Source organism: Bacteroides oleiciplenus YIT 12058 (assembly GCF_000315485.1).
In the GTDB taxonomy this organism is placed as follows: Bacteria; Bacteroidota; Bacteroidia; order Bacteroidales; family Bacteroidaceae; genus Bacteroides; species Bacteroides oleiciplenus.
In genome coordinates, this window is the sequence record NZ_JH992946.1 from 310,873 (window position 1) to 334,253 (window position 23,381).

Here is a 23,381-nt window from a genome sequence, read left to right on the forward strand (position 1 = left end):
AGATTTAAGTAATGAGTAAACTACATATTAAAAAAGGCGATACAGTTTACGTAAACGCTGGTGAAGACAAAGGTAAAACTGGTCGCGTATTGAAGGTTCTAGTTAAAGAGGGCCGTGCAATTGTTGAAGGTATCAACATGGTATCTAAGAGCACTAAACCGAATGCAAAGAACCCACAAGGTGGTATTGTGAAGCAGGAAGCTTCTATCCACATTTCTAACTTGAATCCGGTTGATCCAAAAACTGGTAAAGCAACGCGTGTTGGTAGAAAAGAAAGTTCTGATGGAACTTTAGTGCGTTATTCTAAAAAATCAGGAGAGGAGATTAAGTAATGAGTAATACTGCTAGTCTTAAGAAAGAATATGCAGAGCGTATTGCGCCTGCGTTGAAATCACAGTTCCAGTATTCTTCTGCAATGCAGATACCCGTACTTAAGAAGATTGTTATCAATCAGGGTTTAGGTATGGCGGTTGCCGACAAGAAGATTATTGAGGTTGCAATTAATGAGATGACTGCTATTACAGGTCAAAAAGCTGTAGCAACGATTTCTCGTAAAGATATCGCGAACTTTAAGTTGCGTAAGAAAATGCCTATTGGTGTTATGGTAACTTTGCGTCGTGAAAGAATGTACGAATTCCTTGAAAAATTAGTTCGTGTAGCTCTTCCTCGTATCCGTGACTTCAAGGGTATTGAGAGTAAGTTTGATGGAAAGGGTAATTATACTCTTGGTATTCAGGAACAAATCATTTTCCCTGAAATTAATATCGATAGTATTACTAGAATTCTCGGAATGAATATTACCTTTGTAACCTCTGCAGAAACAGATGAAGAAGGTTATGCCTTGTTGAAAGAATTCGGTTTACCGTTTAAAAACGCTAAAAAAGATTGATAAGTTATGGCAAAGGAATCAATGAAAGCACGTGAAGTAAGACGTGCTAAATTAGTAGCCAAATATGCCGAGAAGAGAGCTGCATTGAAGCAAATCGTTAGAACAGGTGATCCTGCAGAAGCTTTTGAAGCTGCACAAAAATTGCAAGATCTGCCAAAGAATTCTAACCCGATTCGTATGCATAACCGTTGTAAATTGACTGGTCGTCCGAAAGGATATATCCGTCAGTTCGGCATCTCTAGAATTCAATTCCGTGAGATGGCTTCTAACGGTCTTATTCCCGGTATTAAGAAAGCAAGCTGGTAATTTTTTGTTTTAAATATTGTCAGGGTAGTCCTGATTAATTTAATTTTTATTATATGACTGATCCAATAGCAGATTATTTGACGAGGTTGCGGAACGCTATTCAAGCAAAGCACAGAGTAGTGGAAGTTCCCGCTTCAAATTTGAAAAAAGAAATCACTAAGATTCTTTTTGAGAAAGGCTACATTCTTAATTATAAGTTTGTAGAAGATGGTCCTCAAGGTACAATTAAAGTTGCCTTGAAGTATGATCCGGTTAACAAAGTAAACGCAATAAAGAAACTGGAGAGAATATCTTCTCCGGGTTTGCGTCAGTATACCGGTTATAAGGACATGCCGCGAGTTATTAATGGTTTGGGTATTGCTATAATATCTACTTCCAAAGGTGTAATGACTAACAAAGAAGCCGCTGAACTGAAGATTGGTGGTGAAGTATTGTGTTATGTATATTAATAGGAGGAATTAGCAATGTCAAGAATAGGAAAATTACCCATTAGTATTCCCGCTGGAGTAACAGTTACTCTAAAAGAAAATGTGGTTACCGTGAAGGGACCAAAAGGCGAACTTAGCCAATATGTAGATCCTGCTATCAATGTTGTCATCGAAGATGGTCATGTGACTTTGAGTGAAAATGAAAATGCAATGCTGGATAATTCTAAGCAAAAGCATGCATTCCATGGCTTATACCGCTCTTTGGTTCACAACATGGTTGTTGGTGTATCTGAAGGATATAAAAAGGAGTTGGAGCTTGTCGGTGTAGGTTACCGTGCTTCTAACCAAGGTAATATCATTGAATTATCTTTAGGTTACACGCACAATATCTTCATACAGTTGCCTTCTGAAGTAAAAGTAGAGACAAAATCTGAAAGAAATAAGAATCCTCTTATTATTTTGGAGTCTTGCGATAAACAATTGCTGGGTCAAGTTTGCTCTAAGATACGTTCTTTCCGTAAGCCCGAACCGTATAAAGGTAAAGGTATTAAGTTTGTTGGTGAAGAAATTCGTAGAAAGTCTGGTAAATCTGCCGGCGCTAAGTAATTTACATAAAATTAGAATGTTATGACAACAAAAATAGAAAGACGAATTAAGATCAAATATAGAGTACGCAACAGAATTTCAGGTACTGCTGAACGTCCGCGTATGAGTGTATTTAGAAGCAATAAGCAAATCTATGTTCAGCTTATCGACGATTTGAGCGGTAAGACTTTGGCTGCTGCTTCTTCTTTGGGTATGACTGAGAAGTTGCCGAAGAAGGAACAAGCTGCAAAGGTTGGTGAGTTGATTGCTAAGAAGGCTCAGGAAGCAGGTATTACTACTGTTGTTTTCGACCGTAATGGTTACTTGTATCATGGGAGAGTAAAAGAAGTAGCTGATGCTGCTCGTAACGGTGGACTTAAATTTTAATCATTATGGCAATTAATAATAGAGTTAAGATTACAAACGATATAGAACTGAAAGACCGTTTGGTTGCTATTAATCGTGTAACCAAAGTGACCAAGGGTGGTAGAACTTTTAGTTTCTCTGCAATTGTTGTTGTAGGTAACGAAGAAGGAATTATCGGTTGGGGTCTTGGTAAAGCTGGTGAAGTTACTGCAGCTATCGCTAAAGGTGTTGAGTCAGCTAAGAAGAACCTGACAAAGGTACCTGTGTTGAAAGGTACTGTTCCTCACGAACAGTCTGCTAAGTTCGGTGGTGCGGAAGTATTTATCAAACCGGCTTCTCATGGTACTGGCGTGGTTGCAGGTGGTGCAATGCGTGCTGTACTTGAAAGTGTTGGTATTACAGATGTTTTGGCTAAGTCAAAAGGATCTTCTAATCCGCACAACCTGGTGAAAGCTACTATTTTGGCGTTGGGTGAAATGCGTGATGCACGTATGGTTGCTCAAAACAGAGGAATTAGTATTGAAAAAGTATTTAGAGGATAAGGAGGAATATATGTCGACTATAAAGGTTAAACAAATTAAAAGTAGAATTGGTGCTCCGGCTGATCAGAAAAGAACTCTCGATGCACTGGGACTTCGTAAGTTGAATCGTGTGGTTGAACACGAGTGTACTCCTTCAATTCTTGGAATGGTGGATAAGGTTAAACACTTGGTTACCATTGTTAAGTAATTATTTGTTGAATATAAAACGAATTACAATATGAACTTAAGTAATTTAAAACCTGCAGAAGGATCTACTAAAACAAGAAAGAGAATTGGACGTGGTCCAGGCTCTGGCTTAGGAGGTACTTCTACCAGAGGTCATAAGGGAGCTAAATCAAGATCAGGTTATTCTAAGAAGATCGGTTTTGAAGGTGGTCAGATGCCTCTCCAACGTCGTGTTCCTAAATTCGGTTTTAAGAACATTAATCGTGTAGAGTATAAGGCTATCAATTTGGATACAATTCAGAAACTTGCTGAAGCTAAGAAGTTAGAATCAGTTAGTATTAATGACTTTATCGCTGCTGGCTTTATTTCTTCAAATCAGTTGGTAAAAGTATTAGGTAATGGAACTTTGACTACAAAGTTGGATGTGCAAGCTCATGCATTCTCTAAGACTGCTGTTGCTGCCATTGAAGCTGCTGGTGGAAGTGTAGTAAAACTCTAATTCGATGAGAAAAGCTATTGAAACATTAAAGAATATATGGAAAATTGAGGATCTGAGACAACGGATCCTCATTACCATATTGTTTGTGGCAATCTACCGTTTCGGCTCATATGTTGTATTGCCTGGTATTAATCCGGCTATGCTGACACAATTGCATCAACAAACAAGCGAGGGCCTCTTAGCCTTATTAAACATGTTTTCGGGAGGAGCATTCTCTAATGCATCTATTTTTGCATTAGGAATTATGCCTTATATCTCTGCTTCAATTGTTATTCAGTTGTTGGGAATTGCGGTTCCGTATTTCCAGAAACTTCAACGTGAAGGTGAGAGTGGTAGAAGAAAAATGAACCAGTATACTCGTTATTTGACGATTATCATTCTGTTAGTTCAGGCTCCTTCTTATTTGCTCAATCTTAAAATGCAGGCCGGTCCTTCCTTAAATGCTTCATTAGATTGGACTCTGTTCATGGTTACCTCTACCATTATCTTGGCAGCTGGTAGTATGTTTATTTTGTGGCTTGGTGAGAGAATCACTGATAAGGGTATCGGTAATGGTATTTCATTTATTATCTTAATCGGTATTATCGCTCGTTTACCTCAGTCTTTATTTCAGGAATTAATTTCCCGTATGACTGATAAGACAGGTGGTTTGGTTATGTTTTTAATTGAAATCGTATTCCTGTTGCTGGTAATTGCAGCTGCAATTTTGTTGGTGCAAGGTACAAGAAAAATTCCTGTACAGTACGCTAAAAGAATTGTTGGTAACAAGCAATATGGCGGTGCAAGACAGTACATTCCGTTGAAAGTGAATGCAGCTGGTGTAATGCCTATTATATTTGCTCAGGCAATTATGTTTATTCCTATCACCTTTATTGGTTTTTCAAATGTAGATCATGTGAGCGGTTTTGTTCGTGCATTTACTGATCATACAAGCTTCTGGTATAATTTCGTATTTGCAATAATGATTATACTCTTTACGTATTTTTATACTGCAATTACGATTAACCCGACTCAGATGGCTGAGGATATGAAGAGAAATAATGGTTTCATTCCGGGTATCAAACCGGGAAAGAAAACAGCAGAGTATATCGATGATATCATGTCTCGTATTACATTGCCTGGTTCTTTTTTCTTGGCTTTGGTAGCTATTATGCCTGCTTTTGCTGGTATTTTTGGTGTGAAAGCTGAATTTGCTCAATTCTTCGGTGGTACATCTTTGTTAATTCTTGTAGGTGTAGTTCTTGATACACTCCAGCAGATTGAAAGTCATTTGTTGATGAGACATTATGATGGTTTATTAAAGTCTGGTCGTATTAAAGGGCGTAGTAACGTAGCTGCATATTAATCTTTTAGAAGATGATATTTCTTAAAACGGAAGATGAAATAGAGCTGCTCCGTGAGAGTAATTTGCTTGTTGGGAAGACATTGGCTGAAGTTGCAAAACTAGTAAAGCCAGGAGTTACTACAAAAGAGCTGGATAAAGTAGCGGAAGAGTTCATTAGAGATCATGGTGCTGTTCCTACTTTTAAGGGGTTCCCTAATCAATATGGTGATCCATTTCCAGCTTCGTTATGTACATCGGTAAATGAGCAGGTGGTACATGGTATTCCTGGAAATATAGTACTGAAAGAGGGTGATATTGTGTCGGTTGATTGTGGTACTTATTTGAATGGGTTTTGCGGTGATTCTGCCTATACGTTTTGTGTAGGAGAAGTAGATGAGGAAGTTCGCAAATTATTGAAGGTTACTAAAGAAGCATTATACATCGGAATAGAAAATGCCGTTCAAGGAAAGCGGTTGGGTGATATCGGATATGCAATACAACAACATTGTGAGTCCAATTCCTACGGTGTAGTGCGTGAATTTGTTGGTCATGGCATTGGCAAGGAGATGCATGAAGATCCTCAGGTTCCTAATTATGGAAAACGTGGTTATGGAACAGTTTTAAAGAAAGGTCTTTGTATAGCTATTGAACCAATGATAACGCAAGGTGGTCGCCAAATAGTAATGGAGCGTGATGGCTGGACGGTGAGAACGAAAGATTGGAAGTGCGCAGCTCATTTTGAACATACAGTAGCTGTAGGAGCTGGCAAAGCTGATATTTTATCATCGTTTGAATTCATAGAAGAAGTATTAGGAGATAAAGCAATTTAAAAATTTAATATGGCTAAGCAATCTGCAATAGAACAAGATGGAGTTATAGTTGAAGCATTGTCTAATGCAATGTTTCGTGTTGAATTAGAAAACGGACATGAGATTACTGCACATATTTCCGGTAAGATGCGAATGCATTACATAAAAATCCTGCCGGGTGATAAAGTAAGAGTCGAAATGTCTCCTTACGATTTATCGAAAGGAAGAATTGTATTTAGATATAAATAAAATTAAGATATGAAAGTAAGAGCATCTTTAAAGAAACGTACGCCAGAATGTAAGATCGTTAGACGCAATGGCCGTTTGTATGTTATTAACAAGAAAAATCCTAAGTATAAACAACGTCAAGGATAATATTATTATTTTTGCAAAAAAAATAATTTAGTATATGGCTATAAGAATAGTTGGTGTCGATTTGCCTCAGAACAAGAGAGGTGAAGTTGCGTTGACCTATATCTATGGAATAGGTCGTAGTAGTTCAGCAAAGATTTTGGATAAAGCTGGTGTAGATAAAGACCTGAAAGTGAAAGACTGGACGGACGATCAAGCTGCCAAGATTCGTGAGATCATTGGTGCAGAATTTAAAGTAGAAGGTGATCTTCGCTCGGAAGTTCAATTGAATATCAAACGTTTGATGGATATTGGTTGCTACCGTGGTGTACGTCATCGTATCGGTTTGCCTGTAAGAGGCCAGAGCACAAAGAATAATGCTCGTACTCGTAAGGGTAGAAAGAAAACCGTTGCAAATAAGAAAAAAGCTACTAAATAATAATTGTTGATATGGCAAAAAAAACAGTTGCAGCAAAGAAGAGAAATGTGAAAGTTGACGCTAATGGACAGTTGCATGTTCATTCATCTTTCAACAATATTATTGTTTCTCTCGCAAATAGTGAAGGGCAGATTATTTCTTGGTCATCTGCTGGTAAAATGGGATTTAGAGGTTCTAAAAAGAATACTCCTTATGCAGCACAGATGGCTGCCCAGGATTGTGCAAAGATTGCATTTGATCTTGGCCTGAGAAAGGTAAAAGCATATGTGAAGGGCCCAGGTAACGGACGTGAGTCTGCTATTAGAACTATCCACGGTGCTGGTATCGAAGTTACTGAAATCATAGATGTAACTCCGCTTCCACATAATGGTTGTCGTCCGCCGAAAAGACGTAGAGTTTAAGATTTACCTTTAATAAAAATGATCTTGATTTTGTTATTGGATTACATTAATTTCTCTCTGTAATCGCGGCTGCAACAAATTGAGTTCATGAATAAACAATTAAAATTTAAAAGAAATGGCTAGATATACTGGACCAAAATCAAGAATAGCCCGTAAATTCGGTGAAGGTATCTTTGGAGCAGATAAAGTTTTGTCTAAGAAAAATTATCCTCCCGGACAGCACGGCAATTCAAGAAAAAGAAAAACTTCAGAGTATGGTGTTCAACTTCGTGAGAAACAGAAGGCCAAATACACCTATGGAGTTTTAGAAAAACAATTCCGTAACTTGTTTGAAAAGGCAGCTACTGCAAAGGGTATTACCGGTGAGGTACTTCTTCAATTGTTGGAAGGTCGTCTTGATAATGTAGTATTCCGTTTGGGTATTGCTCCTACTCGTGCAGCTGCTCGTCAGTTGGTGAGTCACAAGCATATTACTGTGGATGGTGAAGTGGTAAATATACCTTCATTTGCAGTAAAACCAGGTCAGGTGATTGGTGTTCGCGAAAGATCTAAGTCTTTGGAAGTAGTTGCTAATTCACTGGCTGGTTTTAACCATAGCAAGTATCCTTGGTTGGAATGGGATGATAACTCAAAGGTTGGCAAATTGCTGCATGTGCCTGAAAGAGCAGACATTCCTGAAAACATTAAAGAACATTTGATCGTAGAATTGTATTCTAAATAAAAATAATTAATTTCATGGCGATATTAGCATTTCAAAAACCTGATAAAGTATTAATGTTGGAAGCGGACTCTCGATTCGGTAAATTCGAATTTCGTCCGTTGGAGCCCGGTTTCGGTATTACCGTTGGTAATGCACTGCGCCGCATCCTTCTTTCGTCATTGGAGGGTTTTGCTATCACCACTATTAAGATAGATGGTGTTGAGCATGAATTCTCTAGTGTTCCGGGAGTTAAAGAGGATGTTACTAACATTATCTTGAATCTAAAACAGGTGAGATTCAAGCAAGTAGTTGAAGAGTTTGAGAGTGAGAAAGTAAGTATCACGATCGAGAATTCTAGTGAATTTAAAGCAGGTGACATAGGTAAGTATTTGACTGGATTTGAAGTGTTAAATCCTGAATTAGTTATTTGTCATTTAGATTCTAAAGCAACAATGCAGATCGATATTACGATTAATAAAGGTCGTGGATATGTTCCGGCTGATGAAAACCGCGAATATTGCACGGATGTTAACGTAATTCCTATCGATTCTATTTATACTCCGATACGTAATGTTAAGTTTCAGATTGAGCAGTTCCGTGTTGAACAAAAGACGGACTATGACAAACTGGTGCTTGAAATTACTACCGATGGTTCCATCCATCCGAAGGAAGCTCTGAAAGAAGCTGCAAAGATTTTGATTTATCACTTCATGCTCTTCTCTGATGAGAAGATTACATTGGAAAGCAATGACGTGGATGGTAATGAAGAATTCGATGAAGAAGTATTGCACATGCGTCAATTGCTGAAAACTAAACTCGTTGATATGGACTTGTCGGTTCGTGCCCTCAACTGCTTGAAGGCTGCCGATGTAGAAACTTTGGGCGATTTAGTACAGTTCAACAAGACGGATTTGCTGAAATTCAGAAACTTCGGAAAGAAATCGCTTACTGAGCTTGATGATTTGCTGGAAAGTCTGAATCTTTCGTTTGGAACCGATATTTCTAAATATAAATTAGATAAAGAATAAAAAATGAGACATAATAAGAAATTCAACCATTTAGGTCGTACTGCTTCTCACAGAAACGCTATGTTGTCTAACATGGCATGTTCTTTGATTAAGCACAAAAGAATCACTACGACTGTTGCAAAGGCTAAAGCTTTAAAGAAGTTTGTTGAGCCTTTGATTACGAAGTCAAAGGATGACACGACCAATTCTCGTCGTGTTGTGTTTAGTAATTTGCAAGATAAGTATGTTGTAACGGAACTGTTCCAAGAAATCTCTGTGAAGATTGCTGACCGTCCGGGTGGCTATACTCGTATCATCAAGACAGGACACCGTCTGGGTGATAATGCAGAAATGTGCTTTATTGAACTTGTTGATTACAACGAAAACATGGCTAAGGACAAAGTTGCTAAGAAGGCTACTCGTACTCGCCGTTCTAAGAAAGCTGCTACAGAAGCTGCTGCTCCTACAGAGGTTCCAGCTGCTGAAGCTCCAGCAGTGGAAGAGGCAAAAGCTGAATAAATCGACTATTCTTTTTAATATAAAAGCCGTCTCCTATAAGGGGGCGGCTTTTTGTTTTTTCTCTCTTTGTTATGTCTTGTTCTCCATTCAAGTCTTGCGACAGTTACTAAACTATTTGGCAGAGGGCGATGTGTCTGAAGGTGATACTCCTAATAAAGGATAATACTTCCTTTATCTTCTGTAGGAGATGTTTACGGAACTCTGTTTGGGAAATAGAGGCATATCTTTCCTAAACATTCATTAAAAGGTTCTTATTTTAAACAATTGAATGAAACAAACTGTTATCTTTGCAAATAGATATGGCAAAGTTTCTGAAATTGATATTAATCCTGGTCCTTGCAACTGCCTTTTGGGGAAGTGTGAGCGATGCATTTACCAAATTGGTAGATGAAACGGTTTCTGTCTCTCAAATTGCTATGGGGGAAGACGGGAATATTCAGAGAAATGCTGTTCGTCAAGGAAGCTATATTCCAGCTCCGCAATTGCCATACTTATCTGATGCAGAGATTGCAAGTTCTGGTGGAACTACCCAGTTACTCACATTCTCTCGTGCACAGCGTTCATATACAACCGAATTTATACTTTCATTGAAAGATGTAGTAGGGCGATTGGCTCATCGTGATGATGCATTATCATTGCAACGCTCGAAGCTATTCGATACTACTGCTTTCTATCGTTGTCAACCTGCGTGTGAATATTATGTGTTTACGCTCAGGCGAATTATCATTTAGACGTTTGAATGAATTGAACTCTTTTTTACCTTTTGTAGCAGTAGGCTTACATAAGGTAATTATTCTTATGTTTTTATCAGTTAAACTTTTATTCATTTCAAAACGATTTAAATTATGGCAACTCAAACTATTGACGCAACAATCTTTGCGTCTACACACCCTGATATTGTAAAACGTACAAGTATTCCCGGACTTATTTTCTCAGCCGTTATGCTGCTGTTGGGTGTCCTTGTATTCGCATCCACTTTCGAAATAACCGACCGCTCATCTACACTTAGCATGTTGCTGATGGTGTTGGGGACGGCATTCTTCCTGCTAGGAATATTCCGTTTGTTCTGGAAATCTAAAGAAGTGGTATACCTCCCAACTGGAAGCATTACGAAAGAGCGTAGCATCTTCTTTGATTTGAAACACATGGGCAAGCTGAAAGAAATGATTGAAAAGGGTCATCTTGCGGTTGAAGATGGTGTGAAGAGTGAAGGGAGCGGTAATGTGCGTATGGATATTATACTTTCACAAGATAATAAATTTGCAGCTGTTCAGTTGTTCCAATTTGTACCTTATACGTACACGCCGGTGACTTCTGTACATTATTACACGGGTAACGATGCAGCAACCGTATCGGCTTTCTTGTCGAAGTGTAAAGTGAGCTAAGCCGTAGGGTTCTACTGGACTTAACTTTAAGCTAGTGGGGATTAGTCGGTGACGGCTATCCCCATTTTTTTCATCAGGAAACAAGCATTCATGTTCTGGGCTACCCCTTCGCGCAAGCGATATGAGAAAGTAAGCTCATTATCGGTTATGTCGGCTTCGAAGCGGTAGTTGCGGATATCGTTGGGAAAAATGTCGGCAAGAGTACCGAGCATCAAGTCGTGGGTGGCGATGATGCCGTTTGCCTGTAAGGTCATGAACTGTTTGATGAGGGCGAGGGAACCTTTCTGTTTATCCGTTGAGTTGGTACCTTTCAATATTTCATCGAGAATGATGAATAGTTCCTCGCCAGCTTGCAGTTTGTCGATGATGAGTTTCAGGCGTTTGAGTTCGGCGAAGAAATAGGACTCATTGTCGGTCAGAGAGTCACTGGTACGCAAACTGGTGATGAGACGGGTGGGATATAGTTCCATTCGTTGGGTGCAGGTTGGGGCTCCGGTACAGGCCAGTAAATAGTTGATACCTACGGTGCGGAGGTATGTACTTTTACCCGCCATATTGGCACCAGTGATGATGATAAAGAAAGGACGTTTCTCGATGTCAATATCATTGCATACACATTTGTCGCGATTCATCAATGGGTGTCCCATTGCTTCGGCTCGGAGGCAGAAAGGTTCAATGGCAATGGTGGGATAAGAATATAGCGGATGATTGTAGGCGAAAGTGGCCAGTGAACAGAGGGCATCCATGTGTGCAATAGCTGTTAGCCAACGAGGAAGTTCCGAAGCATATTGTTCTTTCCAACCTTCAATACGCATGATCTGGCGGATTTCCCAAAAGAACAAACCGTTGAGAATGGCATACATGAAAGCGTTGTTTCGTTGGTCGAGTTCATCCATTAGTTTACTTAGGCGCTGGATAGAGTGAGAGGCCGTCTGTCTCTCGCCACCAATCCACTCTTTCACTTCGCTCAATACCTGGCTTTTCATCGGTTGGTTCTCCATAAGCCGGAGTAAGTTGGCATAAGTTGCCAGTATCTGCAGCTTCTTGCCATAAACAGCTTGCATCTTGGTGATTCTACCGGTGAAACTGAAGCTGGCAAATACGAAACACACCCATACGGCGCCACAAATGCTGGTTGGAATGATGCCCGCAATTGCCAGTGCGATGCACACGGCATTTGTTCCTCCGACTAACCATGGCAGCATACGAAATATTATATTTTTCCGGAAGATGCTCGGACTTTTTGCCCATGCCTTTAGTTCATCCTCGTCGGCGGCTTTCCCCTTATGCAGCAACCCTAAAATGCGAAACTCCTGCCGGAACTCCAATGCCGTAGCCAGTTCTCGGACGGCTTCCTGTCGGGCTTCTATTTCTGTTTTCTTTTCCAGATGTGTGTCCAGCCAGGCAGCTAACAGATTTTTCCCAAGTTGCGTACATGTCCGGTTGATGTATTGAAACAGGGAATGAGGACCGAAGACATCCAAATCGAAGCTATACAGATGTGCCGGGTCTACAAACTCTGCTCCATCCTCGAAGGATGCCGTGTCATAATTCAGTGCAGCAAGCTCTTGTTCGTTGATTTCTACTTTCTTCTCCAGATAGTCTTTCTGGTGGAACAGACGGTTATGATACTTTATTAATAGAATGAAAGGTAGAAGTGTTACGGCAATGATGCCCGTCAGCACTCCCCAGCCTGCCGACCAGAAGTATATGATGCCTGCTACTCCGGCAACGAACAATAGAAGTCGCAGAGTGCCTATGCAGTAAATCTCGTTTTGTACTTTATTCAGTTTCTGGCGCCCCTCTTCGGCAATATGCTGATAAGTGGCAGTTATCTCATTGATTGTGTTCATTATCTTCTTTTTCTTTGCTTGCAAAGGTAAAACAAGCCTGGGTTATAACCAAATGCTTATCCGGCTTTCTCCTGTTGATATATTAATGTTCGTTCCCATAAGGAGAAACTGTAGTTCCTATTAAAGGAAACTCCAATTCCCATTAAAGGAAACTGTCGTTTCCTAGTGGAAGAAACTATCGTTTCCAAGGATGGAAACTGTTGTTACTATGCGTGGGAAACTGCAATCACTAGGGATATTTATTTCCGTTACCTCCACTTTTTCTTTCATTTATTTGCTCTTCTTGGATAAATAATGTAACTTTCGCTCAAATAAAAGTGTTTTAGAAAGAAAAGCTTGCGGTATGAAAAGGTGGTGGTTATTGGGCATATTCGGGGTGTTGGTTGCTTTCCATGTGAGCGCCCAGCATGTGATATATGCCAACTTGAAGGAATTGGTGGAAGACCGTGGCGACACACTTTCCACTATGAAGGTAGAAAAGCGCTCTAAGAATCAGATTTTGCTGATGGGTGGCGCTGACTATCGCATCTCGGTAGACGATAATCCCGGTCTCTGCCGATACTTGAAATCCCGTTGTTATGCGGTGAGGTCGGACACGGCGCTGTACGTCAACTGCAAAAAAATGCGCTATAAACGCTTCCGTTTTGGCGGCTGGTATGCCCCTGCCATGTGGGTGCAGGGAAAGATTTATTTCTGTGCACAGCCCGTGGGCTCTGTGGCGGCAAGCACCACGCAACCTGCCGATGCAACAAAACTGGGCGGCGATGTAGGCACAGCTATTGCTGCGTCGGGACTGGTGAACGCCCGCGTTTACTATGAACTGAATCCGGAGACGGGAAAAGTAGAGTTCGTAGGAAAAGATAAAATGCTTCTTCTTCTAAAGAATGAACCGGAACTTCTGGAAGCCTTCCTACAGGAAAGTAGTGAGAGAGCGGAAGTCACAGGCAAGTACTTATTGCAATTGAAATGACGAAATGATAAATAAATCCCGGTATTCCTTGTTGATGCCGGGATTTATTTATATATTGCGGCAGCTTACGGAAGTAAACTGATGACATTTTGTAACCTTTCATTCTGCATGTTATGGAAATAACCTTAAGTAACACATTGCCCCCTTACCCCACTTTCGTTGAGGGAATCCGGCGGGCTCCCGACCGTGGCTTCACCCTTTCGCCTGCACAGACTGCCACGGCGTTGAAGAACGCATTGCGTTATATCCCCAAAGAACTACATGAGATCCTTGCCCCAGAGTTTATGGAAGAACTCCGTACCCGAGGGCGTATCTATGGTTACCGATACCGTCCGCAGGGCGACCTCAAAGCAAAACCGATTGATGCGTACAAGGGGAATTGCATTGAGGGCAAGGCATTTCAGGTAATGATTGACAATAATCTTTGCTTTGATATTGCTCTCTATCCTTACGAACTCGTCACTTACGGTGAGACGGGACAAGTGTGCCAAAACTGGATGCAATACCACCTTATCAAACAATACCTTGAGGTGTTGACGCAGGACCAGACACTCGTCGTCGAGAGTGGCCATCCGCTAGGCCTGTTCCGCTCCAAGCCTGAGGCGCCGCGCGTTATTATCACGAATGCAATGATGGTGGGGCTGTATGATAACCAGAAAGACTGGCACGTTGCCATGCAGATGGGTGTTGCCAACTATGGACAGATGACTGCTGGAGGCTGGATGTATATTGGTCCGCAAGGTATTGTGCACGGCACTTTCAATACCCTCCTGAATGCCGGACGCATGAAACTCGGTGTTCCTCAGGGAGGTGATTTACGGGGACATCTATTCATCTCTTCCGGTTTAGGAGGCATGAGCGGTGCCCAGCCCAAAGCGGCTGAAATGGCGGGAGCGGCTTCTATCATTGCCGAAGTGGATATATCCCGCATCGAAACCCGACATAGGCAAGGCTGGGTGGGGCACGTTACAGGCTCCATTCCTGAAGCATTCTCGCTGGCCCGTGAGGCGATGGATAGCAAGCAACCTATTTCTATAGCCTATCATGGTAACATTGTAGATTTGCTGGAATATGCTGTAGACCAATCTGTACATATCGATTTGCTATCCGATCAGACTTCCTGCCATGCTGTTTACGAGGGTGGTTATTGTCCGGTGGGATTGACATTTGAAGAACGTACGAACCTGTTGCATGAAAATCCTCGAAGGTTCTGCGGACTGGTAGATGGGTCGTTGGCTCGTCATTTCCGGGCTGTGAAAACGCTTGTGGCACGGGGCACTTACTTCTTTGATTATGGCAATTCCTTTATGAAAGCCATTTACGATGCCGGAGTTAGGGAGATTGCTAAAGAAGGAGATGATAAGAATGGCTTTATTTTTCCCAGTTATGTGGAAGATATTATGGGACCACAGCTTTTCGATTACGGTTACGGTCCGTTCCGTTGGGTATGCCTGAGTGGCAGACACGAGGATTTGATAAAGACCGACCACGCAGCTATGGATTGCATTGACCCGAATCGTCGCGGACAGGATTTGGATAACTACAACTGGATACGCGATGCGGAAAAGAACAATCTTGTAGTAGGTACGCAGGCACGCATTCTCTATCAAGATGCGGTGGGACGCATGAATATAGCATTGAAGTTTAATGAAATGGTGCGCAATGGTGAGGTCGGACCCATTATGTTGGGACGCGACCATCATGATGTCAGCGGTACGGACTCTCCTTTCCGGGAAACTTCGAATATAAAAGACGGAAGTAATGTGATGGCGGATATGGCTGTGCAGTGTTTCGCAGGAAACTGTGCGCGGGGAATGAGCCTCGTGGCATTGCATAATGGCGGTGGCGTTGGCATTGGAAAGGCGATTAACGGAGGATTCGGTATGGTATGCGATGGCAGCGAGCGGGTGGATGAGATACTCCGTTCGGCGATGCTGTGGGATGTGATGGGCGGTGTGGCGCGCCGTTCGTGGGCACGAAATGAGCATGCGATGGAGACGAGCGAAGAATTCAATAAGACACATGCTGATGGGTATCATATTACAATGCCGTATGTGGCGGATGACGAACTGGTTAATAAATATATATAGGCTACACCCCAATGCGGGGAGGTGGTAGGTAAACCACAGATTACTTAATATATAAGGATTACTTTTCTAACCTACCACCCCGCCCTTTGGGCACTTTGCTAAAAAAAAAGAATACTCAAAATATAAAACCAATATGAATAAAATCATTGAATGTGTTCCCAATTTCAGCGAGGGACGTGACTTGCAGAAGATAGACCAAATCATATCACCTTTCCGTGGAAAACAAGGTGTGAAACTCTTGGATTATAGTAATGATGAAGACCACAACCGGCTGGTAGTAACTGTTGTAGGTGAACCTGAGCCCCTTCGTGACGCTGTGCTCGAAGCCATCGGTATTGCCGTGCAGCTTATCGATCTCAACCACCATACCGGACAACATCCCCGCATGGGGGCTGTAGACGTAGTCCCTTTCATCCCCATCAAAAACGTAACGATGGAAGAAGCCATCGCCCTCTCCAAAGAAGTCGGTGCCGAAGTAGCAAAACGCTATAATCTCCCTGTCTTCCTATACGAGAAATCTGCTTCCGCCCCTCATCGCGAAAACCTTGCCGCTGTGCGTAAAGGCGAATTTGAAGGCATGGAGGAGAAGATAAAACTCCCCGAATGGCAACCCGATTTCGGATTTGCCGAACGTCATCCGACAGCCGGAGCAGTTGCTATCGGTGCCCGCATGCCATTGGTAGCCTATAACATCAACCTCAGCACCTCAAATTTGGACATTGCCCATGACATAGCCAAAAAAATCCGTTTCATTGGCGGAGGCCTGCGCTATTGCAAGGCTATGGGAGTGGAACTCAAAGACCGGGGTATCACACAAGTATCCATCAATATGACAGACTACACCCGCACTGCCCTCTACCGTGCTTTCGAACTAACCCGCATTGAAGCCCGTCGTTACGGAGTAAGCATTGTAGGTAGTGAGATTATCGGTCTGGTTCCGATGGAGGCACTCATTGATACGGCTTCTTATTATCTTGGTTTGGAGAATTTCTCCATGCAGCAAGTACTTGAAGCGCGGATAATGGAGGAATAACTGAATACGAATTATACAATTACACAAATAAAGTTTTAATATGACTGAAAACCTGATAATCTTTAATGCGCGTGTTGTGACGCCTATCGGTTTCTCCGCCCGTTGTGGCAAAGAAATGGGCGAGTTGTGCATTATTGATAATGCTACGATAGAAGTGACTGACGGCATTATTTCCTATGTCGGCCCTTCCCGGGGCGAGACTCGCGACGGGTATTACCAACGCTACTGGCACTATAACGCCCGTGGTAAATGCCTGTTGCCCGGCTTTGTCGACTCACATACGCACTTTGTATTTGGTGGCGAACGTGCCGAAGAATTCTCCTGGCGGTTGAAAGGCGAAAGCTACATGTCCATTATGGAGCGTGGCGGTGGCATTGTGAGTACTGTCAAGGCTACCCGTGAATGCCATTTTATTCAGCTTCGTTCCAAAGCCGAAAGCTTCCTGAAACAAATGAGCGCCATGGGCGTCACCACCGTAGAAGGCAAAAGCGGCTACGGATTGGATAAAGATACTGAACTTCTGCAACTCAAAGTCATGCGCAGCCTGAACAATGACGAGCATAAACGGGTGGACATCGTCTCCACTTTCTTGGGCGCACATGCTGTACCCGAAGAATACCAGGGACGTACAGACGAATACCTCGATTTCGTCATCAGCGAAGTTCTGCCCTGTGTCGCTAAAGATGAACTCGCCGAGTTCTGCGACATCTTCTGCGAACAAGGTGTTTTCTCCGTAGAACAATCCCGCCGACTGTTACAAGCCGCTAAGGAATGTGGCTTGGGATTGAAGCTTCATGCCGATGAAATTGTTCAGCTGGGCGGTGCCGAACTGGCTGCGGAACTCTTCGCCGTCTCTGCTGACCACCTGCTGCATGCATCCGATGAAGGCATTCGTGCCATGAGGGATGCCGGAACCGTAGCAACCCTGCTTCCTTTGACAGCTTTCGCCCTGAAAGAAAACTACGCCCGTGGCCGCGAAATGATAGATGCCGGATGTGCTGTAGCCCTTGCCACTGACCTCAATCCGGGCAGTTGCTTCTCCGGTTCCATCCCGCTGACTTTTGCCCTAGCGTGCATCTATATGCAGCTTACTATTGAAGAAGCCATCACTGCCCTCACCCTGAACGGTGCTGCCGCCCTGAATCGTGCGGATAGCATTGGTAGTATCGAGGTAGGAAAGAAAGGAGACTTTGTGGTGCTGAATACGGATAACTATCATTTCTTACCTTATTATATAGGTATGAATTGTGTCAACACTACCATTAAAGAAGGGGTGATTTATCCCGTGCTATAACCATTAAAAGAAAAATACCATGTTAGTTGAATTAACTGTAAAAGACTTTTTGAATAAAGTGGCGGGCAATGACCCCGTCCCCGGCGGTGGAAGTATTGCTGCCCTGAACGGCGCCGTAGCTTCGGCACTCACCGCCATGGTTGGCAACCTCACTATCGGTAAGAAGAATTACGAAGAACACGAGGAACTGATGAAACACATTGCCTCCCTTGCTATGAAAGCGAAAGATGTTTTCATTGCTGATATAGACCGTGACTCGGAAGCTTACGATGCTGTGTTTGCCTGCTTCAAGATGCCCAAAGCCACTGATGAAGAAAAAGCTGCCCGCAGTGCTGCCATCCAGGAAGCCACCAAGCATGCTGCCCTCGTCCCCATGCAGGTGGCCCGCAATGCCTATGAACTGATGTCCATCATTACCGATGTCGCTCGCCTCGGAAACAAAAATGCTGTGACTGATGCTTGTGTGGCTCTGATGTCCGCCCGTACCGCTGTACTGGGGGCTTTGCTGAATGTCCGTATCAACTTGGGGTCCATTAAGGATAAAACCTTTGCCGATGAACTCCAAAGAGAAGCTGACATATTGGAGCGTCTGGCCTGTGAACGCGAAAAAGAAATATTGGATGCTATTAACCAAGAATTAAGAGTATGAAAAATGTTTATCATGTAGGGTCTGGTGAACTCACTTTCGACATCATCGAACGAATCATCAACGAAAACCTGAAACTGGAACTGGCTCCCGAAGCCAAGGAACGGATACAGAAGTGTCGCGACTACCTCGACCATAAGATAGCCGAGTCCAAAGACCCCCTGTACGGTATTACCACAGGCTTCGGCTCCCTGTGCAGCAAAAATATATCCCCTGACGAACTGGGCACTTTGCAGGAAAACCTGATTAAAAGTCATGCTTGCAGTGTAGGCGAAGAAATACGTCCCGTTATTGTTAAACTGATGATGTTGCTCAAAGCTCATGCTCTTTCTCTGGGACATAGCGGTGTGCAAGTCATTACTGTACAGCGTATTCTCGATTTCTTCAACAACGACGTGATGCCTATTGTCTACGACCGCGGCTCACTCGGTGCATCCGGTGATCTGGCTCCTCTTGCCAATCTCTTCCTGCCGCTTATCGGCGTAGGCGATGTTTATTATAAAGGTAAGAAGCGCGAAGCCATCAGTGTTCTCGATGAATTTGGCTGGGAACCGGTGAAACTAATGAGTAAAGAAGGTCTGGCCTTACTCAATGGTACGCAGTTCATGAGTGCTAACGGTGTGTTTGCCATTCTGAAAGCTTTCCGCCTCTCTAAGAAAGCCGACCTCATTGCCGCTCTTTCTCTTGAAGCTTTCGATGGCCGCATCGACCCTTTCATGGATTGCATTCAGCAGATCCGTCCGCACCGGGGGCAAATCGAGACAGGCGACAACTTCCGCAAACTCCTGGAAGGCAGTGAAATCATAGCTCAGTACAAAGCACACGTACAAGATCCGTATTCTTTTCGCTGTATTCCCCAAGTACATGGCGCCACGAAAGATGCCATCCGCTATGTATCTTCCGTCCTGCTAACTGAAATCAATTCCGTAACGGATAATCCCACGATCTTCCCCGATGAAGACCGTATCATTTCCGGTGGAAACTTCCACGGACAGCCGCTTGCCATTTCTTACGACTTCCTTGGCATTGCCCTTGCCGAATTGGGCAACATCTCCGAGCGACGGGTGGCACAACTTATCATGGGACTGCGCGGCTTGCCCGAATTCTTGGTAGCCAATCCCGGTTTGAATTCCGGCTTTATGATACCGCAATATGCTGCTGCCTCTATGGTCAGCCAAAATAAGATGTATTGCTATGCCGCCAGCAGCGATTCTATTGTCTCCTCCAACGGACAAGAAGATCATGTCAGTATGGGGGCCAATGCCGCTACCAAGTTGTATCGCATTATGGACAATCTGGAGCACATCCTTTCCATTGAACTGATGAATGCAGCACAGGGTATTGAGTTCCGCCGTCCGCTGAAAACCTCTCCGGCTTTGGAGCGCTTTCTGAACGAATATCGCAAGGAAGTCCCTTTTATTAAAGATGATATCGTCATGTACAAAGAGATTCATAAGACAGTAGCTTTTCTGAATCGGACTAAGTTCGACTACTGATTTCCTTCCCAATAAATATGCGATATCTATAATAAATATTAATATAGCTTATCTTGTCAGGAAACTCAATTGGCGAATTGAGTTTTCTTTCTATATTTGCCCAGTTTTATTCCGAAAGTGGACATTCCTCTGCTTGAAATCTAAAAATCTAAAGAGAAAATAGAAATGAAAACGGGCGACAACATGAAAGAGACCCCTTCGAGGTTGGAGTTACGGGAGCGTATCATCGATACGGCTCTGCAATCTTTTGCTACCCACGGTATCAAAAGCATTACGATGGATGACATTGCGGCAGCACTGGGCATCTCCAAACGTACTTTGTATGAAGTTTTTGCTGATAAAGAAACGTTACTTATGGAATGCCTGTTGAAGGCACAACGTGAGGGAGACGCTTATGTGAAAGATGTCTATGATAAAGCTTCGAATGTGTTGGAAGTTTTATTGAAACTCTATCAACGGAGTATCGAAAAGTTCCATAACACCAATAAAAAGTTTTTTGAAGACATCAAGAAATACCCCAAAGTATATGATGCATTAGTGAAGCGTCGCAACCGGGATTCCGAGGAAACAATAGCTTTCTTTAAATTGGGTATAAAACAAGGTTACTTTCGCGACGACGTTAATTTTGCTATTGTAAACTTGTTGGTACGCGAACAGCTCGACTTGCTGATGAATACAGACCTTTGCAAAGAGCATTCTTTCCTTGAGGTATATGAGTCCATCATGTTCACCTATCTCCGGGGGATTTCTACAGAAAAAGGGGCTCGAAAGCTGGAAGAATTCATTCAGGAGTATCGGCAGAAACGACAAGCCAGTACGGAATGACCAAATAATCTTTAAACATATAGATTGATTTTTTATGGACAGACAACTAATTTTAGTAGGCAAAAAGATGATGTTGACTGTGGTTTTGGCGTGGGCTGTCGGCTCCGTTCATGCACAGGAAACTAAAGAAACCCTAACCTTGACCCTCGACAAAGCACTGGAAATTGCACTCAGCGATAATCCGACGATAAAAGTAGCTGAAGAGGAGATAGCCCTGAAAAAAGTGGCTAACAAGGAAACTTGGCAGAATTTGTTGCCGGAAGCCAGTATTGGCGGAACATGGAACCATACGATTACGGCAGCCCAGATGAATCTTGGCGGTCAGTCGTTCAAAATGGGTCAGGACAATTCGAATACCGTAAGCGGAGCTTTGAATATCAGCTTACCGTTATTTGCTCCTTCGGTCTACAAAGCAATGTCTATGACGAAAACAGACATAGAACTGGCAGTAGAGAAATCCCGCGCTTCCAAGCAGGATTTGATAAATCAGGTTACCAAAGCTTATTATCAGATGATGCTGGCACAAGACTCTTATGAAGTTTTGCAGAAGAGCTATAAATTGGCGGAAGACAATTATAATGTAGTCAATGCAAAATACCAACAGGGGGCTGTCAGTGAGTTTGATAAGATTAGTGCTGAGGTGCAGATGCGTAGCGTTAAGCCGAATGTGATTTCGGCGGGCAATGCCGTTACTTTATCCAAACTTCAACTGAAGGTGTTAATGGGAATTACGGAAGATATTGATATTAAAATAGACGATAATCTGGCTGGGTATGAAACTGATTTGTTTGCCAATCAACTCAATACTACCGACGAAGGTTTGGTTAATAATACTACGATGAAGCAGTTCGAGCTGAATCTGAAATTGCTTAATCAGAACTTGAAGTCTTTGAAGACGAATTTTATGCCGACACTGGGCATGAGTTATCAATACCAGTATCAGTCATTGTATAATGACAACTGGAATGTTTTTGACTACAATTGGGGCGGAAGTTCTTCATTGGTGTTCACCCTGAATATTCCTCTTTATAAGGCAAGTAACTTTACGAAACTGAAAAGTACACGGATTCAGATGAACCAGTTGCGGGAGAATCGCACGAATACGGAACGCCAGCTGAATATGCAGGTAACCAGCTACAAAAACAACATGGCGGCAAGCTCCGAGCAGGTTGTGAGTAACAAGGAAAACGTGATGCAAGCTCAGAAGGCGGTGGAAATTGCCGGTAAGCGCTACGAAGTAGGTAAGGGCACAGTGCTGGAACTGAATAGCTCCCAGGTATCTCTGACCCAGGCTGAACTGACTTATAACCAATCTATTTACGACTATCTGGTGGCTAAGGCTGATCTTGACCAGGTTTTGGGTCGTAATTATTAAATTAACAAGTAGAAATATATAATCACAACGATATGAAAAAAAGTTTTCAATTAATCGCCCTGGTGGCCGTTGCACTACTGAGTTCATGTAGTGGTGGAGAGAAAGACAAGGCTGCGACTGGAAAAGTGGAAGAAAAACCAAGAGTGAAACTGGCCTCTGTGACCGCACGTCCTGTTGACCAGATACAAGAGTATACAGCTACGGTGCAGGCTGAGGTGAAGAATAACATTGCTCCTTCTTCTCCCGTACGTATCGATCGGATTTTTGTAGAAGTGGGCGACCGCGTGGCTAAAGGCCAGAAACTGGTACAGATGGATGCTGCCAGTCTGAAGCAGGCGAAGTTTCGTCTGGATAACCAGGAAATAGAGTTCAAACGTACTGATGAATTATATAAGGTGGGCGGTACTTCCAAATCCGAATGGGATGCAGCCAAGATGGCGCTGGACGTACAGCAGACCACTTATAAGAATTTATTGGAAAACACTGCTTTGCTTAGCCCCATCAATGGTGTGGTGACAGCCCGTAACTATGACAATGGTGATATGTACAGTGGTGGCAATCCTGTACTGACCGTAGAGCAGATAACTCCGGTGAAACTTATGATTAACGTTTCCGAAGGCTACTTCACGAAGGTAAAGAAGGGTGCTTCAGTAGCCGTAAAGGTAGATGTTTACGGAGACGAGGAATTTGAAGGCAAAATCAGCCTTATTTATCCAACTATTGATGCGAATACCCGTACCTTCCCCGTAGAAGTACAGTTGGCTAACCGCGACCAGAAGGTACGTCCGGGTATGTTTGCACGTGTGACGTTGAACTTCGGAACGCAGGATCACGTGGTTGTGCCCGATTTGGCTATTGTGAAGCGTGCCGGTTCAGGCGACCGCTATGTTTATGTGTATAAAGATGGCAAAGTGTCTTATAACAAGGTGGAACTGGGTCGTCGGATGGACACTGAATACGAATTACTTTCAGGTGTGGACAACAATTCACAGGTGGTTGTTGCCGGACAGTCGAAGCTGGCCGACGGTGTGGAAGTGGAAGTAGAGAAATAATGATTAACGATTAGTGATTAATGGTTAGCACC

General features: G+C 42.9%; 30 protein-coding genes. 29 read left to right on the forward strand and 1 reads right to left on the reverse strand.

Features of this window, described 5'->3' with window-relative positions; translation table 11 throughout:
• The first annotated feature begins 11 nt into the window (after positions 1 to 11).
• The 20 genes from rplX to HMPREF9447_RS25895 all read left to right on the forward strand — a co-directional run bounded on the left by rplX (position 12) and on the right by HMPREF9447_RS25895 (position 10,715).
• On the forward strand, positions 12 to 332 hold the full coding sequence (gene rplX, locus HMPREF9447_RS25805) for a 50S ribosomal protein L24 (protein ID WP_009132598.1): 321 nt from the start codon (positions 12 to 14) through the stop codon (positions 330 to 332).
• Complete coding sequence (rplE, locus tag HMPREF9447_RS25810) at positions 332 to 889, forward strand: 50S ribosomal protein L5 (RefSeq protein ID WP_009132599.1); 558 nt, start codon at positions 332 to 334, stop codon at positions 887 to 889. The genes rplX and rplE overlap by 1 nt, the downstream gene beginning before the upstream one ends.
• A 6-nt stretch (positions 890 to 895) precedes the next feature.
• Entirely contained in the window at positions 896 to 1,195 is a 300-nt protein-coding gene (gene rpsN / locus HMPREF9447_RS25815; protein ID WP_009132600.1) for a 30S ribosomal protein S14, read from the forward strand.
• 53 nt (positions 1,196 to 1,248) lie between these two features.
• On the forward strand, positions 1,249 to 1,644 hold the full coding sequence (gene rpsH, locus HMPREF9447_RS25820) for a 30S ribosomal protein S8 (RefSeq protein ID WP_004291226.1): 396 nt from the start codon (positions 1,249 to 1,251) through the stop codon (positions 1,642 to 1,644).
• 15 nt (positions 1,645 to 1,659) lie between these two features.
• Positions 1,660 to 2,229, forward strand: coding sequence for a 50S ribosomal protein L6 (rplF, locus tag HMPREF9447_RS25825; protein ID WP_009132601.1), 570 nt, complete (start codon positions 1,660 to 1,662; stop codon positions 2,227 to 2,229).
• 21 nt (positions 2,230 to 2,250) lie between these two features.
• Positions 2,251 to 2,595: a 50S ribosomal protein L18 gene (gene rplR, locus HMPREF9447_RS25830; RefSeq protein WP_009132602.1), complete on the forward strand. Its 345-nt coding sequence runs from the start codon at positions 2,251 to 2,253 to the stop codon at positions 2,593 to 2,595.
• A gap of 5 nt (positions 2,596 to 2,600) precedes the next feature.
• Positions 2,601 to 3,116 (forward strand): 30S ribosomal protein S5, encoded by a 516-nt coding sequence (gene rpsE, locus HMPREF9447_RS25835; protein ID WP_007212082.1) that lies wholly within the window; start codon positions 2,601 to 2,603, stop codon positions 3,114 to 3,116.
• 10 nt (positions 3,117 to 3,126) lie between these two features.
• Positions 3,127 to 3,303 carry a 50S ribosomal protein L30 gene (gene rpmD, locus HMPREF9447_RS25840; RefSeq protein ID WP_007662165.1) on the forward strand — a complete coding sequence of 59 codons (177 nt, stop codon included), beginning with the start codon at positions 3,127 to 3,129 and terminating at the stop codon, positions 3,301 to 3,303.
• Positions 3,304 to 3,333: 30 nt separating this feature from the next.
• A complete protein-coding gene (rplO, locus tag HMPREF9447_RS25845; protein WP_009132604.1) occupies positions 3,334 to 3,780 on the forward strand; it encodes a 50S ribosomal protein L15 in 447 nt (148 codons plus the stop codon).
• 4 nt (positions 3,781 to 3,784) lie between these two features.
• The gene (secY, locus tag HMPREF9447_RS25850; protein WP_009132605.1) at positions 3,785 to 5,125 is read left to right on the forward strand and encodes a preprotein translocase subunit SecY; all 1,341 of its coding nucleotides are present in this window, start codon (positions 3,785 to 3,787) and stop codon (positions 5,123 to 5,125) included.
• Between the two features lie 11 nt (positions 5,126 to 5,136).
• A complete protein-coding gene (gene map, locus HMPREF9447_RS25855; RefSeq protein WP_009132606.1) occupies positions 5,137 to 5,934 on the forward strand; it encodes a type I methionyl aminopeptidase in 798 nt (265 codons plus the stop codon).
• A 9-nt stretch (positions 5,935 to 5,943) separates the two neighbouring features.
• Positions 5,944 to 6,162, forward strand: coding sequence for a translation initiation factor IF-1 (gene infA, locus HMPREF9447_RS25860; RefSeq protein WP_002558052.1), 219 nt, complete (start codon positions 5,944 to 5,946; stop codon positions 6,160 to 6,162).
• A gap of 9 nt (positions 6,163 to 6,171) precedes the next feature.
• A complete protein-coding gene (gene ykgO, locus HMPREF9447_RS28050; RefSeq protein WP_002558051.1) occupies positions 6,172 to 6,288 on the forward strand; it encodes a type B 50S ribosomal protein L36 in 117 nt (38 codons plus the stop codon).
• A gap of 34 nt (positions 6,289 to 6,322) precedes the next feature.
• Positions 6,323 to 6,703: a 30S ribosomal protein S13 gene (gene rpsM, locus HMPREF9447_RS25865; RefSeq protein WP_007212087.1), complete on the forward strand. Its 381-nt coding sequence runs from the start codon at positions 6,323 to 6,325 to the stop codon at positions 6,701 to 6,703.
• Between the two features lie 11 nt (positions 6,704 to 6,714).
• Positions 6,715 to 7,104: a 30S ribosomal protein S11 gene (gene rpsK / locus HMPREF9447_RS25870; protein ID WP_004296327.1), complete on the forward strand. Its 390-nt coding sequence runs from the start codon at positions 6,715 to 6,717 to the stop codon at positions 7,102 to 7,104.
• A gap of 115 nt (positions 7,105 to 7,219) precedes the next feature.
• A complete protein-coding gene (gene rpsD, locus HMPREF9447_RS25875) occupies positions 7,220 to 7,825 on the forward strand; it encodes a 30S ribosomal protein S4 (protein ID WP_009132607.1) in 606 nt (201 codons plus the stop codon).
• A gap of 14 nt (positions 7,826 to 7,839) precedes the next feature.
• Positions 7,840 to 8,832 (forward strand): DNA-directed RNA polymerase subunit alpha, encoded by a 993-nt coding sequence (locus tag HMPREF9447_RS25880; protein ID WP_009132608.1) that lies wholly within the window; start codon positions 7,840 to 7,842, stop codon positions 8,830 to 8,832.
• A 3-nt stretch (positions 8,833 to 8,835) separates the two neighbouring features.
• The gene (gene rplQ, locus HMPREF9447_RS25885; RefSeq protein ID WP_009132609.1) at positions 8,836 to 9,330 is read left to right on the forward strand and encodes a 50S ribosomal protein L17; all 495 of its coding nucleotides are present in this window, start codon (positions 8,836 to 8,838) and stop codon (positions 9,328 to 9,330) included.
• 299 nt (positions 9,331 to 9,629) lie between these two features.
• Positions 9,630 to 10,061 (forward strand): hypothetical protein, encoded by a 432-nt coding sequence (locus tag HMPREF9447_RS25890; RefSeq protein ID WP_009132610.1) that lies wholly within the window; start codon positions 9,630 to 9,632, stop codon positions 10,059 to 10,061.
• Positions 10,062 to 10,175: 114 nt separating this feature from the next.
• A complete protein-coding gene (locus HMPREF9447_RS25895) occupies positions 10,176 to 10,715 on the forward strand; it encodes a hypothetical protein (protein WP_009132612.1) in 540 nt (179 codons plus the stop codon).
• Between the two features lie 41 nt (positions 10,716 to 10,756).
• Here the strand turns inward: HMPREF9447_RS25895 and HMPREF9447_RS25900 are convergent, their stop codons facing one another.
• Positions 10,757 to 12,568, reverse strand: a complete 1,812-nt coding sequence (locus tag HMPREF9447_RS25900; protein ID WP_009132613.1) for a MutS family DNA mismatch repair protein — start codon at positions 12,566 to 12,568, stop codon at positions 10,757 to 10,759.
• Between the two features lie 343 nt (positions 12,569 to 12,911).
• Here HMPREF9447_RS25900 and HMPREF9447_RS25905 point away from each other — a divergent pair, with 343 nt between their 5' ends.
• The 9 genes from HMPREF9447_RS25905 (at position 12,912) to HMPREF9447_RS25945 (ending at position 23,349) form a co-directional block, all read left to right on the forward strand.
• A complete protein-coding gene (locus HMPREF9447_RS25905; RefSeq protein ID WP_009132614.1) occupies positions 12,912 to 13,538 on the forward strand; it encodes a DUF6563 family protein in 627 nt (208 codons plus the stop codon).
• 113 nt (positions 13,539 to 13,651) lie between these two features.
• Entirely contained in the window at positions 13,652 to 15,628 is a 1,977-nt protein-coding gene (locus HMPREF9447_RS25910; RefSeq protein ID WP_009132615.1) for a urocanate hydratase, read from the forward strand.
• Positions 15,629 to 15,761: 133 nt separating this feature from the next.
• The gene (gene ftcD, locus HMPREF9447_RS25915) at positions 15,762 to 16,661 is read left to right on the forward strand and encodes a glutamate formimidoyltransferase (protein ID WP_009132616.1); all 900 of its coding nucleotides are present in this window, start codon (positions 15,762 to 15,764) and stop codon (positions 16,659 to 16,661) included.
• A gap of 40 nt (positions 16,662 to 16,701) precedes the next feature.
• Entirely contained in the window at positions 16,702 to 17,955 is a 1,254-nt protein-coding gene (gene hutI / locus HMPREF9447_RS25920) for an imidazolonepropionase (RefSeq protein ID WP_009132617.1), read from the forward strand.
• Between the two features lie 19 nt (positions 17,956 to 17,974).
• On the forward strand, positions 17,975 to 18,604 hold the full coding sequence (locus HMPREF9447_RS25925; protein WP_009132618.1) for a cyclodeaminase/cyclohydrolase family protein: 630 nt from the start codon (positions 17,975 to 17,977) through the stop codon (positions 18,602 to 18,604).
• Positions 18,601 to 20,097: a histidine ammonia-lyase gene (hutH, locus tag HMPREF9447_RS25930; protein WP_009132619.1), complete on the forward strand. Its 1,497-nt coding sequence runs from the start codon at positions 18,601 to 18,603 to the stop codon at positions 20,095 to 20,097. Before HMPREF9447_RS25925 ends, hutH begins: the two co-directional genes overlap by 4 nt.
• 165 nt (positions 20,098 to 20,262) lie before the next feature.
• Positions 20,263 to 20,922 carry a TetR/AcrR family transcriptional regulator gene (locus HMPREF9447_RS25935; RefSeq protein WP_009132620.1) on the forward strand — a complete coding sequence of 220 codons (660 nt, stop codon included), beginning with the start codon at positions 20,263 to 20,265 and terminating at the stop codon, positions 20,920 to 20,922.
• Positions 20,923 to 20,956: 34 nt separating this feature from the next.
• Positions 20,957 to 22,297, forward strand: a complete 1,341-nt coding sequence (locus HMPREF9447_RS25940; RefSeq protein WP_044138701.1) for a TolC family protein — start codon at positions 20,957 to 20,959, stop codon at positions 22,295 to 22,297.
• Positions 22,298 to 22,329: 32 nt separating this feature from the next.
• Entirely contained in the window at positions 22,330 to 23,349 is a 1,020-nt protein-coding gene (locus HMPREF9447_RS25945; protein WP_009132622.1) for an efflux RND transporter periplasmic adaptor subunit, read from the forward strand.
• Positions 23,350 to 23,381: the final 32 nt, after the last annotated feature.